Origin of the sequence: Marinagarivorans algicola (assembly GCF_001292705.1) — a bacterium.
Lineage (GTDB): Bacteria > Pseudomonadota > Gammaproteobacteria > Pseudomonadales > Cellvibrionaceae > Marinagarivorans > Marinagarivorans algicola.
This window is the reverse complement of the sequence record NZ_LGAK01000037.1, coordinates 1-18,507: the sequence shown is the minus strand read 5'-3', so window position 1 is coordinate 18,507 and position 18,507 is coordinate 1. Positions and strand designations below refer to the sequence as shown.

Below are 18,507 nucleotides of genomic sequence, written 5' to 3'. Positions count from 1 at the left end.
AGTTAGCCTGCTAGCTCAACAAGAGCTAAAGCAAGCGCAATTACACTGAGCTGAAAATCGTGTAGCCGATTTGGCAACAACTAATCGTTTAGCATTTTAAAAGGAGGGCTGACCTTTATTCAATGTGTTTATGGCTTGTGATAAAAGTGTAACAATAATGATAACCTTTAGTAACACTTTTGAGCATATTAGTAACACCGGCGCGATTGAAATATTATTGTCGCGTTGATCCTCACGCTGATGCGGCCATTCATTGTTTATTTTTTATCCCAAATTTCAAAACTATAAGCATATGGATTACGACTATCTGCGGCATATTTGTGTGTGGATTCCAATTGCCACTGAGTTTCATCATACTCGGGAAAGAAGGCATCGCCGTCCACATCGGCATGCACACGTGTTAAATACATGCGGCTCAGAACCACAGCATTCTGCGCCAACGGCGTATTAAGCACCTCGGTATATACTTGCGCACCACCCATAATAACGATTTCTTCGGCAGCCATGAGCTCGGCCGCCGCCAATCCTTGCTCCACGGCATCGGTCAAATTCGCGGCCACTTCAATACCCGGCGCTTGCCATTGGGCGTTCCGTGTAATCACAATATTCGTACGATTAGGGAGCGGGCGCCCAATAGAATCATAGGTCTTACGGCCCATAATCACAGGCTTACCCGTAGTGGTTTTTTTAAAGTGCTTTAAGTCTTCAGGCAAGTGCCAAGGCAGAGTATTTTTAACCCCAATGCAACGGTTTTGAGCCATTGCCACCATTAGGGCCAAACGTGGTGTTGTATTCATTCTGTTTATCCTACTCGCGCATTAAACGGCAATGGGCGCCTTGATTGCAGGGTGATACTCATAATCACGCAATTCAAAATCATCATAGGTGAAGTCAAAAATATGGGTCACGGCGGGGTTAATGTGCATTGTCGGCAAAGCAAAAGGCTCTCGCGCTAGCTGCAAGTCGACTTGCTCTAAATGGTTAAGGTACAAATGCGCGTCCCCTAGGGTATGCACAAACTCACCCAATTTCAGCCCCGTCACTTGTGCCACCATCATGGTCAGCAACGCATAAGAGGCAATATTGAAAGGTACGCCCAGCAGAATATCAGCACTGCGCTGGTAGAGCTGGCACGACAACTTGCCCTCTAAGACGTAAAATTGAAACAATGTATGGCATGGTGGTAGCGCCATTTTGCCTTCGGCCGCATTGTGGCTAGGCTGCTGCCCCTCTTCGGGTAAATACGTTGGGTTCCAAGCCGAGACAATCAAGCGACGTGAGTCAGGCTTGGTTTTAATTTGCTCAATTACCTCGCTAATTTGATCAATTGTGCCGCCGTCTGCTTTGGGCCAACTACGCCATTGAGCCCCATAAACGGGGCCCAAATCGCCTTTTTCATCAGCCCACTCATCCCAAATCTTGACGCCGTTTTGCTTGAGATAGGCGATATTAGTATCGCCGCGCAAGAACCAGAGCAGCTCATGAATAATCGACTTAAGGTGGCATTTTTTTGTTGTCACCAGCGGGAAGCCCTGAGCCAAGTCAAAGCGCATTTGATAGCCAAAAACGCTTTTAGTCCCCGTCCCGGTACGATCTGATTTTGTCACACCACTATCGCGCACATGGCGCATTAAATCTAAATACTGCTTCATAACAAAACCTTTGCTGGCCTTCTTTAAAATATGTCTACTGGCAAGGGCCGCTATTTTACAACATGCCAGTCTTTAAAGTGTGATAGCAAATAAAGGCGTGGACTTTAATACCATTAAACTGATGTCTTTTAGCGATTAAGTCGGCAGCCGCGACTGAAAAACCAGCGCAGCTGATCGGCTCATTAAGCGCTAGCTGCTTCTTGCGCTTTCATTTCAGGCTTACCTGGGCCGTATTTTTGGCGCTTCATGGCCCAAATAAACACGCCACCGCCAATAAGAATCATCGGTACCGATAGCATTTGCCCGCGCGTCATCCAACCAAACAACAAAAAGGTAATATGAGCATCGGGTTGGCGTACAAACTCCACACCAAAACGCACGCAGCCGTACAGCAACAAAAATAACGCACCTACAGCAGCACGTGGCCGCGGCTTGCGCGAGAACCAGAATAGTACTGTAAATAATACCAGTCCTTCAAAAAACATTTGGTATAACTGTGATGGGTGACGCGCTAATTGTTCTGGGTCTTTAGGGAAAACCATGGCCCACGACACATCGGTTGCACGGCCGTACAGTTCACCACCAATAAAATTACCCAAACGCCCAAGCCCCAAGGCAATAGGAACAAAGGGTGCAAAAAAATCAATGACATCGAAAATATTTTGATCAACTTTGCGACAGTAGAGTAAGACCGCAACAACAACCCCCAGCAAACCACCATGGAATGACATGCCGCCCTCCCAAACCCGAATAATCATCGCCGGATCAGCAAGAAACTCCTGAAACTGATAAAAAACAACATAGCCCATGCGTCCACCCAGAACCACACCCATGGCAACATAAAACAATAAGTCATCCATTTGCTTACGATAAACCACATTATAAGACTTCCCCCCTCGATACATGCCAAGCCCCCAGCACGCCGCAAAGCCCAATAAATACATCAGCCCATACCAATGGACTTCTAGGGGGCCAAATGTTTTACCAAATACCTCGAGCGACTCAAAAACCGTAAAGGCAACAGGGTCAATTTCTGGATAAGTGAGCATGATGCATCCTTATTGAATGTAATGACTAAATTGAATGTAATGACTGCATTAAAGCGATGAGACACATTATAAAAAGCAGCTATCATATAGGGGAAAAGCAAAGAGAGCACCACATACCACGCTCGAGTCACTAAAGTCATTAGTGCTTAACGATTAATTGGCACAATAGGTTTTAGCATTCGACTCAAACCGACTTCTTTAAACGCATCATCAAGCGTGGCATAGACTGATTCGGTGTCGGGCAAAGCAAGTACTTCGAGCATCAACTCATGGGCGTCAATCAAACTGACGCGACGAATCACCGACTTCACCTTGAGCAAATTCGTCGCGCTCATCGACAATACATCGTAACCCATAGCCATCAGCAACAATGCCGCGGTTGGGTCACCAGCGAGTTCGCCGCAAATACTGATTGGCTTGCCTTGGCTGTGCGAGGCGTCGACGACATCTTTTAAAGCCCGCAAAACGGCAGGATGAAAAGAGCGATACAAGTCAGCAACGCGTGTATTGTTACGATCAACGGCCAAAATGTATTGTGTTAAGTCGTTGCTCCCGACCGATAAAAAATCACTGCGCGCCGCTAGCTCGCGCGCTTGGTAAACTGCCGAAGGCACCTCAATCATTACACCAATAGGCGGCAAGGCTATTTTACGCCCCTCTGCCACTAGCTCTTCGTAAGCGCGCATAATCAGCATTTGAGCAATTTCTAGCTCGGGAATAGCCGAAATCATGGGCAGGAGTATACGTAAATTATCCAAGCCTTCGCTGGCGCGGAGCATTGCCCGTACTTGCACTAGAAATATCTCGGGATGATCAAGCGTTACACGTATACCACGCCAGCCCAAAAAGGGGTTTTCTTCTTCGATGGGGAAATACGGAAGCGCTTTATCCCCACCAATATCTAAGGTGCGCATGGTAACAGGGTGCGGGAAAAACGCTGCCAGCTGTTCGCGGTAAACCTGCCGCTGCTCTTCCTCTGAAGGAAAGCGGTCACGCAGCATAAAGGGAATTTCGGTGCGATAGAGCCCGACGCCTTCCGCTCCGCGCTCGAGTGATAGCACGGCATCGGCCGCCAAACCTGTATTGACCCATAACTCAATGAGATGGCCGTCGGTTGTTTCGCAGGGCTCGTCTTTAAGGCTTTCGAGGGTACGAACAACTTGCAAGTCTTCATCCACAATATCTTGGTAGTGCAGCAATAAATTGCGCGACGGGTCGCTGTAAACACTACCGTGATAACCATCGACAATCATTTCGCGGCTATCGAGCTTCGTAAAGGGTAAATCGACCGCCCCCATCACGGTGGGTATACCCATTGAGCGGGCCAAAATGGCTACATGCGAGTTACTAGAGCCTCTTACAGATACAATACCCGCCAAACGCCCTGCCGGCACTTCGGCCAACATAGAAGCCGTTAACTCCTCACCGATTAAAATAGTATTTTCTGGGAAGACGATTTTTTTTTGGTTACTTTGCTGCAATACAGCGAGCACTCGCCCACCCAAATCCTGGACATCACTGGCGCGTTCACGTAAATAAGGATCGCTCATACTCTGGAAGTTTGTCACATGCTCCAGAATCACTTCACTCCACGCATACTCGGCCGATATATTTTGCCGAATACGATCCATAACCTCACCACCCAATGAAGCATCGTCGAGCATACCCACGTAGGCATCAAATAACTGGCGCTCTTCTTTATTGACCCGGTTAGCCAGCTCATCGCCCAATAAGCGTACATTGGCCCGCACTTGCGCTAAGGCCTCTAAAAAAAACACCACCTCTTGCTCTATATCATCACAGCGGCGATAGGGCACTGCGCGCAAATCCGCTGGCGGCGCCGCAACCACCGTACGGCCAATAGCAACACCCGGTGCACCCGCAACCCCCATAAACTTGGCTTCGGTAGGCCCTGCATCCGAGTGAATATCCACCAGCGCTCCAGTGGCTTCGGCATGGGCAATCACCCCCGATAACTGCGCTGACATGGTCACTAAAAAGGCCTCTTCACCCTCATCAAAGGTACGACCCTTAACTTGCTGAACCACTAATACACCCATCACTTTGCGCTGATGAATAATCGGTACACCCAAAAATGCGCTATAACGCTCTTCACCTGTTTCGGGAAAATACTCAAAATTGGGGTGTGCTTCAGCTTGATCTAGATTAACGGGCTCTTCGCGCGCCGCCACCAAACCTACAAGCCCCTGCCCTTTAGTCAGCATCACGCGCCCGACAGCCTCTACATTTAAGCCATCGGTTGCCATCAGAACAAATTCTTTTTTAACATTACGCAAATATACCGAGCACACATCGGTTGTCATGGTTTGCTTTACACGCGTCACAATAATACGCAGTACCGCCGGGAGATCCCGCGCTGAATTAACCTCCTGAACAATACTCCGCAAAGACCCCAGCATTAACCTTGCTCCATTCGCCACTTTTGCTCTTGATAATTAGCATGCGCAGGCGCTAGTTCACGCATTGCACGGCGGTACACATCACGCTTAAAGTTAACTACGCGATCTAACGGATACCAATAACTGACCCACTCCCAAGTATCAAACTCTGGATGGCCATCACCGCTTAAGTCAATGGCGCTCTCGGCGCCGTTATACTCCAATAAAAACCATTTTTGCTTTTGGCCAATGCATAAAGGCTGCTGCTGAGGTCGCACATAGCGCTTCGGTAAACGATAGCGCAACCACCCTCGGGTAGCGTCAATAACCGTGACATGCTCAGCCGTTAAACCGACCTCTTCTTTAAGTTCACGATAAAGAGCTTGCTCGGCTGATTCATTGGTTTTAATTCCCCCCTGCGGGAACTGCCAAGCATCTTGGCCACCAATACGCCGCGCCCAGAGTACTTGCCCCTTAGGGTTCATGAGGATTATGCCCACATTAGGGCGAAAGCCTTCGGCGTCTATCACACGAGCTCCTTAACGATTTGTTGTTATAATGATCAGGTCATTGTTTCACAATTTATACACTAACAGCAATTTGCGATTCAGCTCTTATTCAGCTTTATTTCGTTATTGAGTACCTATTTACACGATATACTAAGATTATTCACCTACCTAGCACGTTTAATGGCGTGTAAAGCCACTTATTCATGCCAATCGTACTTAAGGAGCTTCCTTGACACTTGCCCTGTTCGACCTAGACAACACATTACTTAACGGCGACAGTGACCACGCTTTTGGCGAATTCCTATGTCAGCAAGGCATAGTCGATCGCACAGTGTTTAAACATGCCAATGATCAATTTTATATTGATTACCAGGAAGGAACTCTGGACATTGCCGCTTATATTAAGTTCGCACTTGCGCCATTAACCCGCCTCAGCGCGGCTAAGCGCTTAGCACTACAAGCGCAGTTTATGACCGAAGTGGTAGAGCCTATGATTTTAAAAAAAGGCGTTACTTTATTAGCTAAGCATCGACGCGAAGGCCACACCATTGTCATCATTACAGCGACTAACCGCTTTGTCACTGGTCCTATTGCACGCCGTTTAGGTGTTCAGCATCTTATTGCTACAGAGCCCGAGATCGTTGATGGCCAGTTTACTGGAGCACACAGCGGTACTCCGTGCTTTCAAGAAGGTAAAATCACCTGTCTTAATCAATGGCTCAGCCAACACGACGAGACGCTAGAAGGGAGTTATTTTTACAGTGATTCCGCTAATGATATTCCCCTGTTGCAATCCGTTGATCACCCCGTCGCCGTCGACCCTTGCCCCAAATTGGCAAAATATGCAGCCAGTCATAATGTGCCTATTATGAGCTTACGTTAGCACCGCAATGCCTCGCTTAACGCAGCTCAACAGACGCCCACTCAACCGCTGTATATGGCGTACCCTTGCACTGTGCGTTACAGCTTCAATTAGCACTAGCAGCTGCAACAACAATGGCGCCCCTCAAGGGCCACCACCAGCGCCTACGGCAACCCAAATAGCACTACCGATGGCTGCCGTTCACACACTGACGCTCACCGTATGGCAAAGCCAGCAATTGCAATTAGAGCAAGCCATTCAAGCAGCCACCGTATTGCAGCGTAGCGTTAGTGCCTTACTGGCAGACCCCAACACCACAACACTGCAAAACGCTCAGCAACGGTGGCAGCAGCTGGCCCTTAGTATAGAACCCTTGGCAATACTAGGCGCATTAGCGGCCACCCAACGCCAAGATCAACTACCGAATTCACCGCTACAGCCACAACTAAAAAATACCGCCAATTGGTCGACCATCAGTCTATACCATGGGTATATAGCCGCTTGGCCTGCAGAACTTGGGTTTTTAGACAATAACGGTACGCAAGGCAATACCGGCTTAATCTTTAACCTCGACATTATGCTTAATGAAGAGACATTAAAAGATCGACACCGGCAAACAGATCAACAAGAAGCGGCATTGGGGCTTTATCCTTTAGGCTTGATGCTACATGGCGCCCAAACTCCACGCCAAGTATCACAACTACACGCTGTCACCGCGCTCACCCCCAAACACGAAAGCCTAGGCTTACGTGAAATCAGCGAGCACCCACACAATCGGCGCCGCCAGCTCATTGCACAACAAACGCAAGCCCTTCGCCACCATCTTATGCAGCTAAAGTCTCAGCTATTCAAACGCGATAGCCAATCGGCACTGAATGCTTTTAGTCAACAAACTGTGGCGCAGCAGCAAGCCGCTCTTGCACAAGCCGCTCAACAGCTCAGCGCCCAACAGCTGCAAGAGCTCACGCAGTATCACAATGACGATCTGCCTCTTTGGCAGCAGCACTGGCAATATCAGCGCTTACAGGCACAATTAACAGGCCTTGAACTATGGCTGAGCCTTTTAGGGTATAACCCGCAAGCCTCACTCTGCCAAAATTTACTGCGCTTATTAGCCAGTCACATCAGTGCGCTTTCCACAGACATGACACCCTCTGCACACCGCGCACAAGACACTCAGGTAGACAGTGATCACGCGCCAGTCACAAGCGATAATACAGCGCTACGCCAGCAGCTCGCAGAGTTAACCGTCGCATTAAGACAAGCCGCTCGCATGCCTGCACCCAACACCACAAAATAATCCAGCACACACCATACAAGTGACCTTTTTGTATGCATCACTTATAAAAACGGCGCCAAATAAGGCGCCGTTTTTGGTGACTACTTTAACACGGGTTACTCAGTGGCTTCTTGGTAGGCTTCGGCATCTAACGCGTTATCCAACTCTTCGAGCTCGGTGGGGCGCACTTTATAAAACCAGCCGTCGTCATAAGGCGAAGAGTTAATGGTTTCAGGAGCATCTTCTAAGGCTTCGTTTACAGCAATCACTTCACCGCTAATTGGCGAATACACATCGCTAGCGGCTTTAACCGATTCAACAACACCGGCCTCAGAACCCGCTGTAACATCGCTACCCACTTCAGGCAACTCAACAAATACCACATCACCAAGCGCTGCTTGTGCATGGTCACTAATACCAACGGTAACAGTACCATCAGTTTCTACACGAGCCCACTCGTGGCTCTCTAAGTACTTCAATTCAGCGCGAACTTCGCTCATGGGTTATCCTCACATCGGTCAAAAATTTGGAGTATTGTATGTGCTTGCGCTCGCTTAAACCAGCGCAAAACACACGGTGTTAAATGAGTGCTTTGCCCTTGCGTACAAAGCATGGCTTAACAACTTCTACGGCGACACGTTTACCGCGAATAATCACCTCTGCGCTGCTCACACTACCAGTAGGCACACGAGCAATCGCAATAGACACACCCAGCGTTGGCGAAAAAGTGCCGCTAGTAATCACGCCTCGCTCATCTGTACCTGGCACAACCACTTCATACCCATCGCGTAATACACCGCGGCTACGCATTACTAAGCCCACTAATTTTTGCTTGATGCCAGCCGCTTTTTCAGCCGCAATCACACTTCGCCCGATAAATACTCGGTCGGTTGGCTCCCAGCTAATAGTCCAGCCCATATTGGCTACTAGAGGCGATGTTTCATCGTTCATTTCGTGCCCATAAAGGTTCATACCGGCTTCTAAGCGCAAGGTATCACGAGAGCCCAAACCACAAGGCGCAACGCCATGATCAGCCAACTGCTGCCAAAAAGTATTGACATCGGTAGCCGGTACAATAATTTCAAAACCATCTTCGCCGGTATAACCCGTACGCGCAGCAAACCATTCACTGCGCGCACCACTTAAGGCTGCACCATAAAAAACGTCAAGTTTATTCAGCGTATCAGCATCATCCGCCAATACTTCACAGACTTTTTTACGTGCGTTAGGGCCTTGCACAGCAATCATCGCAAGCTCTGGACGCTCAGTCACCTCTACTGTGAATTTTTGCGCTTGTAAGTTGATCCACGCTAAGTCTTTTTCGCGGGTTGCGCAGTTAACCACTAAGCGGTAACCCAGCGGCATGAGGTAAACAATTAAATCATCAATAACACCGCCTTCGTCATTGAGCATACCGGTATACAAGGCCTTACCTTGCTCGGTTAACTTAGCGACATCGTTGGCTAATAAATAGCGCAAAAATGCTTGTGCTTGCTCCCCGTGAACATCAACAACCGTCATGTGCGACACATCAAACATGCCTGCATCTGTACGCACCGCATTATGCTCTTCAATTTGTGAGCCATAATTAACCGGCATCCACCAGCCACCAAAATCAACCATTTTGCCGCCCATTGTTTCATGCAACTGGGCTAACGGAGTTTTATTTAACATTTTATATTCCATCGGTCAGCTTAAAAACACATTGTATCAACAACAGGGGCGCTTAGCGCAAATGAATATTATCGAGGTAAAACTCACCGGCCGCTGTAGGTCTGATACTGTAATACATCAATGTTTTAACGCCAGCTAAGTCAATAAATTTAGCCACCTCAGCCAAATCAATGCAGACCTTATTAGCGCCCGCTTCAAGGGAATACGTTCGATCAAACTTCTTACGTGTTTTGCTAAAATCTTGATCATGAATATGTACCCCCAGTTGCCCCGCGCTCAAATAGGGCCAGTACACCTCGGTGCATAGCGCGTTATAGCCTTGCCAGCTCACAATCACCCGGTCAAACCCACCACCAGGAAATGTCCCCGCACGGTAACCTACACGTAAAACCAACGAATCGTTTGTGCGCCACACAATTGAGCGCTGCTTTGAGGATGAGCCAATATTGCTGGCATCGAGGTTAATCACATCAAGTGTGCCCCCGTCACTACTATCAAGATTTGGGCAAGCTGAATCAAAATTACACACAACCGGCAGTTGTTGCTTTAATTGAGCCCCCACCCATAACGCTTGCGCTGGGCCAACAAATGCAATAGCCAGCAATAATAACGCTACGCCACACAACAAAATACGCCAACAGCCACGTATAGATAGCGCCCAATAGGTACACAGCGCCGCACCAATACCCAGCGCATCGAGAAGCACATCGCTAAGCGTTGCCGAGCGCCCAATAAAAGATTGCACAAGCTCGATGGCGATACCTACACAGACCAATAAAAAAACAAAGATAAACCAAACGAATAGGCTCTTTTGGCAAGGCCTAGGCAACTCAAAAGTCACTGCAATGCCTAAACCCATCATAAAAAAAAGCGCCGCGTGCGCTGAATTATTAAGCGCCTCCAAAAACGGCGTAGATGCTGGAATATAAATCCATAATGGAGTTGCACACAAAAATACCAATAGCAATACTTTTAACACTAGCCGCAAGCTACCACCCCGCACGATAAAGCCAACCATTGGGCCGCCTATTACATTGAAAAATTCACCACTCGACAACTAAGCTGACAAACCTTACCTGAAGGGGGCTCATGACTGACATTTGGGTATTTAAGCGCTCGCGATGACGTGACTCCCCTTACAAATAAGAGTACACCACGTTAGCGCCGACTACGCCGAATCATCATCACCACAGGCACCACAGACACCAGCACTAAAACCAAGGCAGGCAAAGCCGCCCTTTGCCACTCGCCTTCACTGGTCATCTCATACACTCGCACTGCGAGCGTATCCCAACCAAAAGGGCGTAGTAGTAATGTAGCAGGCATTTCTTTCATAACATCGACTAAAACCAAAACCATGGCAGTTAAAGTGGCAGGACTCAGCAAGGGTAAGTACACTCGCCAAACCACTTGGCGGCGATTGCACCCTAGCGTGCGGGCGGCTTCTTCAAAGCTTGGGCGTATGCGCTCTAGGCCAGACTGGATAGGCCCAAGACCTACCGAAAAATAACGAATGATGTACGCCAATATTAAGGCCGTCACACTGCCCACTAATATTTGGCCGGTGTGTGTAATGCCTAAAAAATTAAACATAGGCGCCAGTAACTCGCGATCCAAAAATGTAAAAGCCACCATCACACCCACCGCCAATACTGACCCCGGTAAGGCGTAACCCAAAGAGGTAAACTGCGTTAACCCAATAGGGCTATTACCAAAACGCTGCGCCAAACTGACTCCCAAAGCCGCCGCCGCGACCAATATGGCGGCAATGAAGCCCAATAAAAAAGTATGCAGTATTAGCTGAACAAAGCGCGCATCAAAGGCACTTAAACCCGTTTGCACAACCCATACCACCAGCTGGCCTACAGGGACCACAAACGTCACCGTAAAAATCAATAGACAAAACCCACTGGCTAAAAAGGCCTGCCAGCCACGTAATTGAATGCGGTCACGAGCTTTGTTCGCCGCATTATGCACATTTTTTTTGCCGCGCAATTTTTGCTCGGCCATTAAAGCCAGTGCCACACACAATAACAACAATGAGGCTAACTGCGCTGCTGCTTGTAAATTAAAAAATCCAAACCAACTTTTATAAATAGCTGTCGTAAACGTATCGTAGTTAAATACCGACACTGCGCCAAAATCGGCTAAAGCCTCCATAAGTGCTAACGCCATACCTGCCACAATGGCAGGGCGCGCCATAGGCAGCGCGACTTTTATAAAGCCTTTAACCGGCCCCACACCCAAAGTGCGAGCAGCATCTAACAAGGCCCGGCCTTGCTGCAAAAAAGCACTGCGCGCCAGCATATAAACATAAGGGTAGAGCACCGCACTCATCACCAAAATCACACCAATAGGTGAGCGAATATCGGGCTGCCAGCTGTCATTACCCAGCAGTTCTCGCCATAACGTCAGGATAGGGCCGCTATAACTCATCAACCCCAAACCCACAAAAGCCACAACATACGTAGGAATAGCCAACGGTAAAATCAACGCCCAATCAAGCCAGCGCCGCCCAGGAAATTCACATACCGCCGTTAACCAAGCTAGGGTGACTCCCACCAGCATCACTAAAATACCCACACCAAGCATTAGCCATAAAGTATTTTTGAGTAAACGCCCTAGGCCTGTTGCTATTAAGTGCTGCCAAACATCGATCTGTGCATTGCCCCAACTCAAAATAATCACAAGCACCGGCAAAGCCACCATCAATGCAACCGCCAAAGCCGGTACAGACCACAACGAATGACGTAAACGAGAAAGCATATTGGAAGAGGTCATCACAAGCGACTCAATCTGAAAGGTAGGCGCACATCATGCCAGAAGTTATCGCAGCGGCAAAAAATCCAAGCAAAATCACGTAATATAAAATAGTGCAAAAACGCAAAAATACGATTTCCTCACCTATACTCATCGTGACGCAGTACGTTTTGGCATCAGATACATGGCAACAACCCCCTATATTCAACACTTAATTGCTCTACCCAGTGAGCACCAGGTATACGCTAACGCACGTCTTACCACCCGCAATGGCAAACTGATATGCGAGAGCGGCTTGCGCATGGCTGTACATCAGCTCGAAGCTCTCGATCAAGCTCAGCTCGCAATCCCGCCATTTGCTGTCACATCAATTGATAATACTTTGACCGCCGAGGAGCTATATCAAGACTTTTTACATTACCTGCAATCCAATACTCGGTTAAAACAGCTCAGCCAAACCCATCTCAATCACAACGTTCTCAAAACCTGCTGCACATTGGCATGCCGCTACCCCGTGATTAAACAGCACCTGACTGTTATGCGCAGCCAGCTATCAGATACCTACCAACAAAGCCTCTTTTGCGCTTGGCTTAGCACTATTGTCATGCAGCATATTAACAAGCAAGGGGCTGAGATAGGCAGCATGTTTATTGCTGGCTTGTGCCACGATATTGGCATGTTACACATCGACCCTGCCATCTTAAGAAGTACCCGCGAACTCACAGTAGAACAATGGCTAGAAATCAAAACCCATCCGCAGCGCGGTCATCGGCTGCTCGCCCAAATACCCAAGCTACCCAGCAGCATTGCCCAAACGGCACTCGACCACCATGAACTACCCGATGGTACCGGCTACCCTAATGGTAAGCTCGCCAACAGTATTCACGAATATGCGCACTTTATTCGATTACTCGACAGTCTGTTTGCGATTGCTCGCAAGCATCCAGATTGCAATTTAGGCGATGTAACGCCTATGCTTGAGGTCAGTTTAAATATTAAAAATGATGCGGTAGGCCGAGCTTTGATTGAGCTATTAACCCCGCTCAAAAGCCCGCAAACACTTGTGCCCATCGAGCTTATGCCCTACTTTACAGAGGTTGTAAAAAGCGAGCTAACACACACACTCACCTGTACTAAAATTCTCCACAAATGCCTTTTAAGTTTTGGCTTTAAACATCAACATAAAGGCTTGCATGCCCTACAAAATGCCATGTTTCATATTGTATCGGCCATTGATCGCTCAAGTGTCATTAACTCAGCATATGTGCGCTTTTTAGAGCAAACTGCTCAGCAACAGCTTAGCCATTACTACACCGAAATAGAGCGCGCTTTTATTATGAATAAAGAGGTGCGCTTTCAACTGAATAAACTGCGCCAAAACTTATGGCAAGTGGTCACCAAAGAGCATGGTGACCTCAGCCTAGAACTTACCGACTGCCTGATGGCGCTAGAAGATGTACCAGAACCCACCACAGCCAGAGAGCTAAACGACCTCTGGGTGATGAGTTTATAGCAACCCGATAGCTAAAAATGTATACAACAATAGCGCATCAATACGCTTATGAAAGCTACCGTATATTAACGATAGCCCGCACGGTCCATCAACTTAACCGCAGCAGCTTGCAAGCGGCCCGCCGAGCTCATATTCACTTGATCGGCTTTAAATTCACCCCACGATAAAACCTGAGCACTAGGCTTAACCCCAGTATGCACAGGGTACTCTTGGTTGAGCTCGGCAAACGTATACTGCGCTTCGGGGCTGCTTAACCACTCTAACAATTTTTGCGCGCCCTCTGGGTTTTTAGCATGCTGAGTAATGCCGGCACCCGATATATTCACATGTACGCCACGGTCGCTTTGGTTAGGCCAAAAAAGAGCGAGCTTAACATCGGGTGTCTGCTTCTGCATGCGGCCAAAGTAGTAAGTATTCACTATACCTACATCACATCGCCCAGCAACAATATCTTCCATTAATGATGTATCGTTAGAGTAAGGTGCCGTCGCTAAGTTAGCCACCCAACCCTTAATAATTTCTTCTGTTTTAGCTTCGCCTTGCGTGGCAATCAACGTCGCCACTAGCGACTGGTTGTAAACCTTTTTAGAGGTGCGCAAGCATAAACGCCCCTTCCACTGGCTATCAGCCAGTGCTTCATACGTGCTTAATTCGCTAGGTTTCACACGATCGGTGGCATAAATAATAGTGCGCGCGCGCTGCGAAAGGCCAAACCACAAGTTGTTTTCATCTTGTAAGTTTGCCGGTACGTTAGCCTCTAAAATGGGTGACTCTACAGCACGTAAAACACCCTGCTCAGCCGCTTGCCACAAATTACCAGCATCGACAGTCACCAGCATATCGGCCTGTGTTGATGCGCCTTCGCTTTGCAAGCGCGAAATTAAAGGCCCAGCCTTATCGGTAATATAACGCACCTGCACACCAGTTTTTTGCGTATAAGCATCAAACATGGGTTTAATTAAGTGCTCTTTGCGCTCGGAGTACACGGTGATAATACCGCCAGCATCTTGCTTAGGCACTGCCGCCACCTCACTCGATGACGACTCTTTTCCACAGGCGGCGGTCAACAATGCGCCAATCACTAAACCAAGCTTTAAAAATGTGCCCGCTTTAAGCGGAGCGTTCAAAAACGATAAAACCGTGCCATGCTGCGTCATGTAAAGCCCTTATATTTGACCAGAAAACAAACGCAAATAATAACCATTCTTATTTGTTATTGCAATGATGAAGATCAAAGATAGAGTAACCAGCCACTCATTAGCCACAACAACAATACAATAAAGCTCATAAAGCCCGTAACTTGAGCACAAAAATGAAGACTTACGTGCCTCCATACCTTAGACCCATTACCATAGCCCCCTATTTTTTAATGCAGAATATTATTGTGAGTAATTCAAACAATACAATCCATCACAGCCAAGCCAAAAGCTTTGTTAAACGTGTATTAGCGTGGTACGCATTACATGGGCGCAAGCACTTACCTTGGCAGCAAGATATTACCCCCTACCGTGTATGGCTGAGCGAAATTATGCTGCAGCAAACGCAGGTCGACACCGTCATTCCGTATTTTGAGCGCTTTATTAACCACTACCCTACGGTACAAGCGTTAGCCAAAGCCCCCCAAGATCACGTTTTACATTTATGGACGGGGCTAGGTTACTACGCACGTGCGCGCAATTTACACAAAGCAGCGCAAGTTGTCGCCGAGCAACTCAACGGGCAATTTCCCGATACCGTAGAGGCACTAAGCGAGCTACCGGGTATTGGCCGCTCAACAGCAGGCGCGATTGTAAGCCTAGCGCACCAACAACCTGCCGCTATTTTAGATGGCAATGTAAAGCGGGTATTGGCGCGGCATTACGCGATTGAAGGCTGGCCCGGCCAAAGTGCTACCGCCAACGCATTATGGCAAGTGGCCGAGGCACTCAACCCCAAACAACCCATCAACGACGCTAACGGCAAAGCTCAAAACTGTAGCCGTGCTTATACACAGGTTATGATGGACCTTGGCGCTACCGTGTGCACCCGCAGCAAACCCAAATGCACCGAATGCCCACTGGCCTCCAGCTGCCAAGCCTATGCTGCAGGTTCATGGGCCAACTACCCAGGTAAAAAACCTAAAAAAACAATCCCCATCAAACAAACCCTTATGCTATTGCTACAAAAAGACGGCCAAACCCTTTTAGAGGAGCGCCCAGACACAGGGATTTGGGGTGGACTGTGGAGCCTGCCAGAGTTTGCTGAGCTCAGCGCCCTGCCCACCTTACTCAAGCAGCGCTGGCCGCACCTTACAGCACACGGCAAAGCCCAACAGCACCCCACCGTGCGCCACACCTTTAGCCATTACCATCTCGATATCACACCGATTACTCAAGCTGTCACCACAAAAGCTCAGGCAGCCATTCAAACGAGCAATCGAACCACAACTCAAACCGCAGCGCAAAACAAATCAGCTATCGCACAACCCAAAGCCCAATATTCACAAGCCACCAGCAACCCTCAACAAGCCCAGCTCCAGCCAGCCGAGCAATGGTACAATCCCAACCAACCTGCCAGCATTGGCCTAGCAGCACCGGTTAAAAAACTGCTGGGCAAGTTACAGTAGCAGTCACACCGCTGCATCGAGTTACAACCGTCTTATCCATTTATTACTAAGCGAGCACACCATGACCCGCACTGTTTTTTGCCAAAAATACCAACAAGAGCTCCCAGCACTCGAAATTGCACCTCTGCCTGGCGCTAAAGGCGAGCATGTACTCAACCATATTTCTGCTAAAGCTTGGCAAGAGTGGCTAGCCCACCAAACCCGCCTGATCAACGAAAAGCACTTAAGTCTATTTGACCCAAGCAGCCGCAAGTATCTAAGTACCCAAATGGAAAACTTCTTTAACGGCGGGGAGTTAGATACAATCGAAGGCTACATACCCGAAACACCAGCGCCTGATGCTCAAAAAAACAGCGATAACATCAATAAATAAAAAAACATTAAAAAGGCGCTTGACTCAACGCAGCTTTGACGGTTTAATGCGCACCTCTTTCGGGGCAACCCGAAAAGCCCGGTTAGCTCAGTTGGTAGAGCAGGGGATTGAAAATCCCCGTGTCCGTGGTTCGATTCCGCGACCGGGCACCATATCTTAAACCCCCGTATCATAAGGCCTATAGCCAGACTGATACGGGGGTTTTTTATTGCCTAAAATTTAATATATAGCTGTAGGTGTCAACGAGGTATCGACACCAGCAAGGACAGTTCTGGTCTAATAATGCCGGACACATCGTTAGGCGGTATTCTACAGCAGTAGGAATATCACCTGACTAAGAAAAGACCGTATTTAGTGTCGAGTTTAAGCGTAAGGCAGCAGAACTCGTCATCGATAAATACAATATCCATAAGGCCTGCAAGGTGCGTGACGTCAGCGAAAGCGCGGTGCTGGATTGAGCAGCTGAAAAAGAGCGCTTAGGCCACACACCTGAAGGGGCGACAGCGCTGACAGAGCATCAAGAATTTTGAGTGAGTGTCTCTACAAGTAATCCAGCAGGGTATTGTCTTGAACATTGACTGTCGCGCCGCATAATTCTAAAACTTTTTTAAATACTGCCAAATCACGATGAAAACCGGTGGGGCCTTCGGCTTGACAGCGTAGGCGGTTGCCTTGTTGTTCAAAATCAAAAAACTGTGGGTGGCTGTAGGCTAGCCAGTCGTCTAGCACTTTATCCATCAATTCAAGCGCTTTGGGGTTAAAGGCTTCTAGGCGCTCTTCTAAATATGCACCTAACTGCCCCTCGCACAAGCCATTTATTAATTCCACCCACTCATTTAACTGCGCTTGGGGCACGGTAATATCGACCGCAAATTGATTATTAGTCATGCTCATCCAGCACTTTTTGCCAGATGGCTTTAATACTGGGGTGTACGGGGTTGTTGGCGATATGATTATAAAAGCGGACTAGGAAGGCTTTTTGTTCACCTCGATTCTTTGGTTCCAAGTCAGATTCAATTTTAAAATACCGTTGCAAAAAATTATTAGCAAAATATTGAATGTCATCTTTATCGTTATTGCTAACATCCATAACATCACACGCCTCATCGAGAAACGAAAAAAAGTAATCCAATCGATAGTAAATAACAGGAACCTCACTCCCACCAAGAAACTGCGAGAATTTAGCGGCCATATCCCTAAGAATTTCGAATCGATCCACCTCAATTTGCACAATCTTTTGTTCACGCCCAATCGGTACTCGGCTTTTAATGACGGGTTGATAGGTTGCTGGGTGAAAGTAATCAAAGAATCGCAGGCGAGCCTCGTCATCCAAGAAGAATTTTTCGTTATATGAGCCCATAAGTGATGCATTCATAAATTCTTTAAAACACTTAGGGTTTAGGCGGACATCTTGAAATAGATAATCCCAAGCTTCTGCTGTTTGAAGAGGGTAATACAGTATTGCAAACCCTTCCCTAACATCTTCCGGGTTGTCTATCACACCAGTAAAAAATAGTTTCTTTAATTGTTCAACTACTTCCTTTCGGTTATTTTCTTTTAGAAAACCTTCAATTGGCCCCCAGTGCGTCTCACGCTCGGCTATCCACTGAGGATTTTGCGTAAAGCTTAAGTCGGGTTGCTTAACTGTCATTATTCTTCCTCAATAGCTTGTTCTAATACTTCATCAAAGCCGATAGCCGCTAAATTACTCCGCACCTCACTAAAACTAGCGGTAGTAATACGGCTTGCACTGGGGCCGCTACCGTAGTTCGCTTTAATCGCCTGCTCAACACTGCCTGTACCCTCAAGCGGCTGGGAAACCAAATAATACA

At 47.8% G+C, this 18,507-nt stretch carries 18 protein-coding genes and 1 tRNA gene; 6 read left to right on the top strand and 13 right to left on the bottom strand.

Features of this window, described 5'->3' with window-relative positions:
• Positions 1-257: 257 nt before the first annotated feature.
• The 5 genes from AC438_RS12195 to AC438_RS12175 form a co-directional block, all read right to left on the bottom strand.
• The gene (locus AC438_RS12195) at positions 258-797 is read right to left on the bottom strand and encodes a dihydrofolate reductase (protein WP_053981542.1); all 540 of its coding nucleotides are present in this window, start codon (positions 795-797) and stop codon (positions 258-260) included.
• 21 nt (positions 798-818) lie between these two features.
• Positions 819-1,652, bottom strand: a complete 834-nt coding sequence (locus tag AC438_RS12190; protein ID WP_053981541.1) for a thymidylate synthase — start codon at positions 1,650-1,652, stop codon at positions 819-821.
• A gap of 182 nt (positions 1,653-1,834) precedes the next feature.
• Positions 1,835-2,701 (bottom strand): prolipoprotein diacylglyceryl transferase, encoded by an 867-nt coding sequence (lgt, locus tag AC438_RS12185; RefSeq protein WP_053981540.1) that lies wholly within the window; start codon positions 2,699-2,701, stop codon positions 1,835-1,837.
• A 146-nt stretch (positions 2,702-2,847) separates the two neighbouring features.
• On the bottom strand, positions 2,848-5,121 hold the full coding sequence (ptsP, locus tag AC438_RS12180) for a phosphoenolpyruvate--protein phosphotransferase (RefSeq protein ID WP_053981539.1): 2,274 nt from the start codon (positions 5,119-5,121) through the stop codon (positions 2,848-2,850).
• On the bottom strand, positions 5,121-5,630 hold the full coding sequence (locus AC438_RS12175) for an RNA pyrophosphohydrolase (protein ID WP_053981538.1): 510 nt from the start codon (positions 5,628-5,630) through the stop codon (positions 5,121-5,123). Before AC438_RS12175 ends, ptsP begins: the two co-directional genes overlap by 1 nt.
• A 208-nt stretch (positions 5,631-5,838) precedes the next feature.
• Here AC438_RS12175 and AC438_RS12170 point away from each other — a divergent pair, with 208 nt between their 5' ends.
• A complete protein-coding gene (locus AC438_RS12170) occupies positions 5,839-6,492 on the top strand; it encodes a histidinol-phosphatase (RefSeq protein WP_053981537.1) in 654 nt (217 codons plus the stop codon).
• A gap of 7 nt (positions 6,493-6,499) precedes the next feature.
• On the top strand, positions 6,500-7,771 hold the full coding sequence (locus AC438_RS12165) for an imelysin family protein (RefSeq protein ID WP_053981536.1): 1,272 nt from the start codon (positions 6,500-6,502) through the stop codon (positions 7,769-7,771).
• Positions 7,772-7,866: 95 nt separating this feature from the next.
• On the opposite strand, the gene gcvH is transcribed toward AC438_RS12165, so the two are convergent.
• The 4 genes from gcvH to AC438_RS12145 form a co-directional block, all read right to left on the bottom strand.
• Entirely contained in the window at positions 7,867-8,250 is a 384-nt protein-coding gene (gene gcvH / locus AC438_RS12160) for a glycine cleavage system protein GcvH (RefSeq protein ID WP_053981535.1), read from the bottom strand.
• A gap of 79 nt (positions 8,251-8,329) precedes the next feature.
• Positions 8,330-9,424 carry a glycine cleavage system aminomethyltransferase GcvT gene (gene gcvT, locus AC438_RS12155; protein ID WP_053981571.1) on the bottom strand — a complete coding sequence of 365 codons (1,095 nt, stop codon included), beginning with the start codon at positions 9,422-9,424 and terminating at the stop codon, positions 8,330-8,332.
• Between the two features lie 52 nt (positions 9,425-9,476).
• A complete protein-coding gene (locus AC438_RS12150; RefSeq protein ID WP_053981534.1) occupies positions 9,477-10,442 on the bottom strand; it encodes a VanZ family protein in 966 nt (321 codons plus the stop codon).
• Between the two features lie 140 nt (positions 10,443-10,582).
• Positions 10,583-12,205: an ABC transporter permease gene (locus tag AC438_RS12145; RefSeq protein WP_202904759.1), complete on the bottom strand. Its 1,623-nt coding sequence runs from the start codon at positions 12,203-12,205 to the stop codon at positions 10,583-10,585.
• A gap of 163 nt (positions 12,206-12,368) precedes the next feature.
• Here AC438_RS12145 and AC438_RS12140 point away from each other — a divergent pair, with 163 nt between their 5' ends.
• Positions 12,369-13,697 (top strand): HD-GYP domain-containing protein, encoded by a 1,329-nt coding sequence (locus AC438_RS12140; RefSeq protein WP_053981533.1) that lies wholly within the window; start codon positions 12,369-12,371, stop codon positions 13,695-13,697.
• Between the two features lie 65 nt (positions 13,698-13,762).
• On the opposite strand, the gene AC438_RS12135 is transcribed toward AC438_RS12140, so the two are convergent.
• On the bottom strand, positions 13,763-14,854 hold the full coding sequence (locus AC438_RS12135; RefSeq protein ID WP_053981532.1) for an extracellular solute-binding protein: 1,092 nt from the start codon (positions 14,852-14,854) through the stop codon (positions 13,763-13,765).
• Between the two features lie 227 nt (positions 14,855-15,081).
• Between AC438_RS12135 and mutY the strand changes: the two genes are divergently transcribed.
• From mutY to AC438_RS12120, 3 genes are all read left to right on the top strand, one after another.
• Positions 15,082-16,302, top strand: coding sequence for an A/G-specific adenine glycosylase (gene mutY, locus AC438_RS12130; protein ID WP_238376384.1), 1,221 nt, complete (start codon positions 15,082-15,084; stop codon positions 16,300-16,302).
• 61 nt (positions 16,303-16,363) lie between these two features.
• Complete coding sequence (locus AC438_RS12125; protein WP_053981530.1) at positions 16,364-16,675, top strand: oxidative damage protection protein; 312 nt, start codon at positions 16,364-16,366, stop codon at positions 16,673-16,675.
• 76 nt (positions 16,676-16,751) lie between these two features.
• A tRNA-Phe gene (locus AC438_RS12120) sits at positions 16,752-16,827 on the top strand.
• A 388-nt stretch (positions 16,828-17,215) separates the two neighbouring features.
• Here the strand turns inward: AC438_RS12120 and AC438_RS12115 are convergent.
• The 3 genes from AC438_RS12115 to AC438_RS16975 form a co-directional block, all read right to left on the bottom strand.
• Positions 17,216-17,563 (bottom strand): hypothetical protein, encoded by a 348-nt coding sequence (locus AC438_RS12115; protein ID WP_053981529.1) that lies wholly within the window; start codon positions 17,561-17,563, stop codon positions 17,216-17,218.
• Positions 17,556-18,326, bottom strand: coding sequence for a hypothetical protein (locus AC438_RS12110; protein WP_053981528.1), 771 nt, complete (start codon positions 18,324-18,326; stop codon positions 17,556-17,558). The genes AC438_RS12115 and AC438_RS12110 overlap by 8 nt, the downstream gene beginning before the upstream one ends.
• The coding region (locus AC438_RS16975; RefSeq protein WP_162230736.1) for a hypothetical protein at positions 18,326-18,507 on the bottom strand (182 nt) is incomplete at its 5' end. The genes AC438_RS12110 and AC438_RS16975, both read right to left, overlap by 1 nt.